6 protein-coding genes are annotated in these 4,365 nt (G+C 59.6%); 2 read left to right on the forward strand and 4 right to left on the reverse strand.

From position 1 onward, the window contains the following. Window positions 1-425 (forward strand): HAD family hydrolase (locus tag DBR24_RS02925; protein WP_146188943.1); only part of this gene is annotated, 425 nt, incomplete at its 5' end. A 244-nt stretch (window positions 426-669) separates the two neighbouring features. Here DBR24_RS02925 and sutA read toward each other — a convergent pair. The 4 genes from sutA to glnK all read right to left on the reverse strand — a co-directional run bounded on the left by sutA (window position 670) and on the right by glnK (window position 3,457). Beyond that, entirely contained in the window at window positions 670-999 is a 330-nt protein-coding gene (sutA, locus tag DBR24_RS02930; protein WP_128613848.1) for a transcriptional regulator SutA, read from the reverse strand. A gap of 102 nt (window positions 1,000-1,101) precedes the next feature. Next, window positions 1,102-1,527 (reverse strand): secondary thiamine-phosphate synthase enzyme YjbQ, encoded by a 426-nt coding sequence (locus DBR24_RS02935; RefSeq protein WP_095049349.1) that lies wholly within the window; start codon window positions 1,525-1,527, stop codon window positions 1,102-1,104. Between the two features lie 215 nt (window positions 1,528-1,742). Further along, complete coding sequence (locus tag DBR24_RS02940; protein WP_123469803.1) at window positions 1,743-3,080, reverse strand: ammonium transporter; 1,338 nt, start codon at window positions 3,078-3,080, stop codon at window positions 1,743-1,745. Window positions 3,081-3,118: 38 nt separating this feature from the next. Beyond that, the gene (gene glnK, locus DBR24_RS02945) at window positions 3,119-3,457 is read right to left on the reverse strand and encodes a P-II family nitrogen regulator (protein ID WP_002555808.1); all 339 of its coding nucleotides are present in this window, start codon (window positions 3,455-3,457) and stop codon (window positions 3,119-3,121) included. Window positions 3,458-3,870: 413 nt separating this feature from the next. On the opposite strand from glnK, the gene DBR24_RS02950 reads away from it, so the two are divergent. Then, the gene (locus DBR24_RS02950; protein WP_007920416.1) at window positions 3,871-4,131 is read left to right on the forward strand and encodes an accessory factor UbiK family protein; all 261 of its coding nucleotides are present in this window, start codon (window positions 3,871-3,873) and stop codon (window positions 4,129-4,131) included. Window positions 4,132-4,365 lie beyond the last annotated feature (234 nt).

Consider the following 4,365-nt stretch of genomic DNA (forward strand, 5'->3'; position numbering starts at 1 on the left):
GCTTTGAAGTGTTCCTGCATGCGCGGCACCAGATCACGGTGTTTCCCGAAGTCGAACCGACCCTGGAAATCCTCGCCAACCACTACGCGCTTGGCGTGGTCACCAATGGCAATGCCGATGTGCGTCGGCTGGGGCTGGCGGACTACTTCAAGTTTGCGTTGTGCGCCGAAGACATCGGCATCGCCAAACCGGATGCGCGGCTGTTCCACGAGGCCTTGCAGCGCGGCGGCGTGAGCGCTGACGTGGCGGTGCACATTGGCGATCATCCGGGCGATGACATCGCCGGGGCGCAGCAAGCGGGCATGCGCGCGATCTGGTACAACCCGGCGGGCAAGGCCTGGGAAGCCGATCGTTTGCCGGATGCCGAGATCCGCAGCCTGACTGACCTGCCAGCCGTTCTCGCACGCTGGAATGCCAAGGCCTGACAAAAATCCCTGTGGAAACCATGCGGCGAGGGGATTTATCCCCGATGGGCTGCAAAGCAGCCCCAAATGCAGCGCATCGTGCTTTCCTGACACTCCGCGCAGGCTGACTTTACGACTGCTTGGCAGCCGATCGGGGATAAATCCCCTCGCCACACAGGCCTCTCTTATAGGGCGTCCCTGTTTATTCCAGACATGAAAAAGCCCGCAGCGACGGCGGGCTTTTTCAGCAAGCAAGCGGCACGCCTCAGATAGGGCGGCTGCCGTACTTGTTGTCCGGCTTCTTGGGCGGATCGGCGACCACGTTGGCCTCGACTTCCTGCACCTTGCCGCCGCGCGCAAGGAACTCTTCCATGGCCTTGGCCAGGGCGTCGCGCTCCTTGTTCTTGGCTTCGATGCTCGGCAATTCGTCTACCGACACCGCAGCCTTGGCTTTGCCTTTGGCAGCCGGGACCGGCGTATCGTCACCGCCATCGTCTTCAGCAACGTCTTCCGCTGTTGCTCCTTCCAGACCATCCTCGGCCTCGTCTTCGTCGCCTACTTCGAGGTCGTCGTTTTCCAGATCATCGTCGCTCATGTTCTACCTCATGACTTGCGAAAAGCAGATTAGTTATAGACCAGCTTTGGCAACTGTCGAAAGTCGCCGTAAAAAAATCGGTAACCGCTGATGACCAACGGTTTACGCCCCTTCACCGTGCAAGGTGGCGAGGACTTTACGGGCACCGCCATGATCACGGTGCTCGCCCAGATAAACGCCTTGCCAGGTGCCCAGAGCCAGTCGACCTGCCGACACCGGCAGACTGATCTGGCAGCCAAGCACGCTGGCCTTGAAGTGCGCCGGGAGGTCGTCCAGGCCTTCGTCGTTATGCTCATAGCCGTCTGTTCCTTGTGGGATCAGACGATTGAAAAATCGTTCGAAGTCGCGACGGACCGCCGGATCGGCGTTCTCGTTGATGGTCAACGACGCCGAGGTATGCTGCAGCCACAAATGCAACAGACCGACCCGACACTGCCTGAGTTCAGGCAGTCCGGCGAGTAACTCGTCCGTTACCAGATGAAAGCCCCGGGGCCGTGCCCGCAGGGTTATCAGAGTCTGTTGCCACATACAGTTCTCCGCACGTTCGGGGCGCATTCTAGCGCGCTCTGGGAAAAAACAAAGGCCCTAATATTCCCGCAATGTTGTAAGCGATTGGCCGCAGAAAAACGCTCGCCGTAAACACGACCAAAGACGTACGAAAAATCCTTTCAGCTGCTCTCTCTGCGACAAACTCCAGACAAAAAAATGCCCGGCAAGCCGGGCAAGTTTTTTGCTGCGCGTACTTACAGGTTGTAGCCGCGTTCGTTGTGTTGTGCCAGATCGAGGCCTACGGACTCTTCTTCCTCGGTCACACGCAGACCCATCACAGCGTCCAGGACCTTGAGGATGATGAAGGTGACGATCGCGGTGTAGATCACCGTGAAGCCGACGCCTTTGCACTGAATCCACACTTGCGCGGCGATGTCGGTCACGGTGCCGAAGCCGCCCAGCGACGGTGCAGCGAATACGCCGGTGAGGATCGCGCCGAGGATACCGCCGATACCGTGTACGCCGAACGCGTCCAGGGAATCGTCATAACCGAGTTTGCGTTTCAGGGTAGTGGCGCAGAAGAAGCACACCACGCCTGCCGCCAGACCGATCACCAGTGCGCCCATCGGGCCCACGGTGCCAGCAGCCGGAGTAATTGCTACCAGACCGGCCACCACACCCGAGGCGATGCCCAGTGCACTTGGCTTGCCGTGGGTGATCCACTCAGCGAACATCCAGCCCAGTGCGGCGGCAGCGGTAGCGATCTGGGTGACCAGCATCGCCATACCGGCGGTGCCGTTGGCCGCTGCGGCGGAACCGGCGTTGAAGCCGAACCAGCCAACCCACAGCATGGCCGCGCCCATCAGGGTGTAACCGAGGTTGTGCGGGGCCATCGGGGTGGTCGGGAAGCCTTTGCGCTTGCCCAGTACCAGACAGGCAATCAGACCGGCCACACCGGCGTTGATGTGCACCACGGTGCCGCCGGCGAAGTCGAGCACGCCCCAGTCCCACATCAGACCGCCGTTGCCGGACCAGACCATGTGCGCGATTGGCGCGTAAACCAGGGTGAACCAGATAGCCATGAAGATCAGCATCGCGGAGAACTTCATCCGCTCAGCGAACGCACCGACGATCAGCGCCGGGGTGATGATCGCGAAGGTCATCTGGAAGGTGATGAACACCGCCTCAGGGAACAACGCCGCAGGGCCGGTCAGGCTCGAAGGCGTGACACCGGCGAGGAACGCCTTGCCCATGCCGCCGAAGAACGAGTTGAAGTTGACGACGCCCTGCTCCATGCCGGTGGTGTCGAACGCAATGCTGTAGCCATAAATGACCCACAGGATGCTGATCAGACCGGTAATGGCGAAGCACTGCATCATCACGGAAAGAATGTTTTTCGAGCGAACCATGCCGCCGTAGAACAGCGCCAGGCCCGGGATGGTCATGAACAGCACGAGGGCTGTCGAGGTGAGCATCCAGGCAGTGTCGCCAGAATTGAGGACTGGGGCCGCCACTTCGTCTGCCGCCATAGCGAGGCTGGGCATTACGATGGACAACAGGGCTCCTAGCCCTGCGAATTTACGCAGAGTCATATTGTTTTCTCCTGGGGCGTTGGGGTTTGTGGCGGCGCTTAGATCGCGTCGGTATCGGTTTCGCCGGTACGGATGCGGATCGCCTGTTCCAGATTGACCACGAAGATCTTGCCGTCACCGATCTTGCCGGTGTTGGCCGCCTTGGTGATCGCCTCGATCACCCGATCCAGATCCTTGTCGTCGATGGCCACGTCGATTTTCACCTTGGGCAGAAAATCGACCACATATTCCGCGCCGCGATACAGCTCGGTGTGACCCTTCTGCCGGCCGAAGCCTTTGACTTCAGTAACGGTAATGCCCTGCACGCCGATTTCGGACAGCGACTCGCGCACGTCGTCCAACTTGAACGGCTTGATGATGGCAGTGACTAGCTTCATGAAACTCTCTCCCGAATTGGTGGACTTGCCCCAGGAAAACAAACCCGACTCAAGTCTAAGCGCAGTGCCTGGCTTTGTAACGCATCGTCGGCCTTACCTGCCCGACTGACGCCAGCTAACCGCTGCTGACGAAACTCCCCGCTCCGTCTGCCGCACTGCATTCGTCACAGCGACTGCATCAGTGCATGGGTCGAAGGTGACTAAGCAGAAACCTTGCCATCTCGCCAAAAACCTCTGATTTCAATCCCTTGGCCGCTGCCGCAAGCCATCCCGTGCAAAAGGCCTTGTGGATACGCACAACAACGGTGCGTCGCCGTCCGTCCCCTTGCGCGAAAAGCGTGCATCCCTGACCACGGGATTGACTATAGACACTGCGTGATACACTGCCCGCCATTGTTTTCAGGACATTCCCCATGCTCGCGCCCAAAGACTTCCTCGACGCCCTGAGCGGCACCGCCTCCCGCCTGTTCAGCGGCGACACCCCGCTGCCGAAAGCCGAAATCGAAAGCCAGTTCAAGATGCTGCTGCAGAGCGCCTTCAGCAAACTCGATCTGGTGAGCCGTGAAGAGTTTGATAGTCAGATGGTTGTGTTGGCGCGCACTCGTGCCCGCCTCGAAAGCCTTGAAGCGAAGGTGGCTGAGATGGAAGCGAAGCTGACACCGCCGGCTGAATAATCCACTCCCCCTGTAGGAGCTGCCGAAGGCTGCGATCTTTTGATCTTCAGCCCTTCAACCATCCCGGCAACGTCCTACAACTTGCACCACCGCCGTCCGATTGCGCCGAAAAGCCCAGGTTTCTAAGCTCACCCGATGCTGAATGTTCAGCACCGGGTTTGGCGACCCGAACAGCTTAAGGCGCACGACAACCATGATGGCGGCTACATTTACCGCCACATCGTTTCATGGCGG

Origin of the sequence: Pseudomonas sp. HMWF006 (assembly GCF_003061205.1) — a bacterium.
In the GTDB taxonomy this organism is placed as follows: Bacteria; Pseudomonadota; Gammaproteobacteria; order Pseudomonadales; family Pseudomonadaceae; genus Aquipseudomonas; species Aquipseudomonas monsensis.

What these genes read in the sequence shown, in the direction of transcription:
- sutA (WP_128613848.1), bottom strand. Translation starts at nt 999, where the DNA reads ATGAGCGACGATGATCTGGAAAACGACGACCTCGAAGTAGGCGACGAA.
- glnK (WP_002555808.1), bottom strand. Translation starts at nt 3,457, where the DNA reads ATGAAGCTAGTCACTGCCATCATCAAGCCGTTCAAGTTGGACGACGTG.
- DBR24_RS02940 (WP_123469803.1), bottom strand. Translation starts at nt 3,080, where the DNA reads ATGACTCTGCGTAAATTCGCAGGGCTAGGAGCCCTGTTGTCCATCGTA.
- DBR24_RS02950 (WP_007920416.1), top strand. Translation starts at nt 3,871, where the DNA reads ATGCTCGCGCCCAAAGACTTCCTCGACGCCCTGAGCGGCACCGCCTCC.
- DBR24_RS02935 (WP_095049349.1), bottom strand. Translation starts at nt 1,527, where the DNA reads ATGTGGCAACAGACTCTGATAACCCTGCGGGCACGGCCCCGGGGCTTT.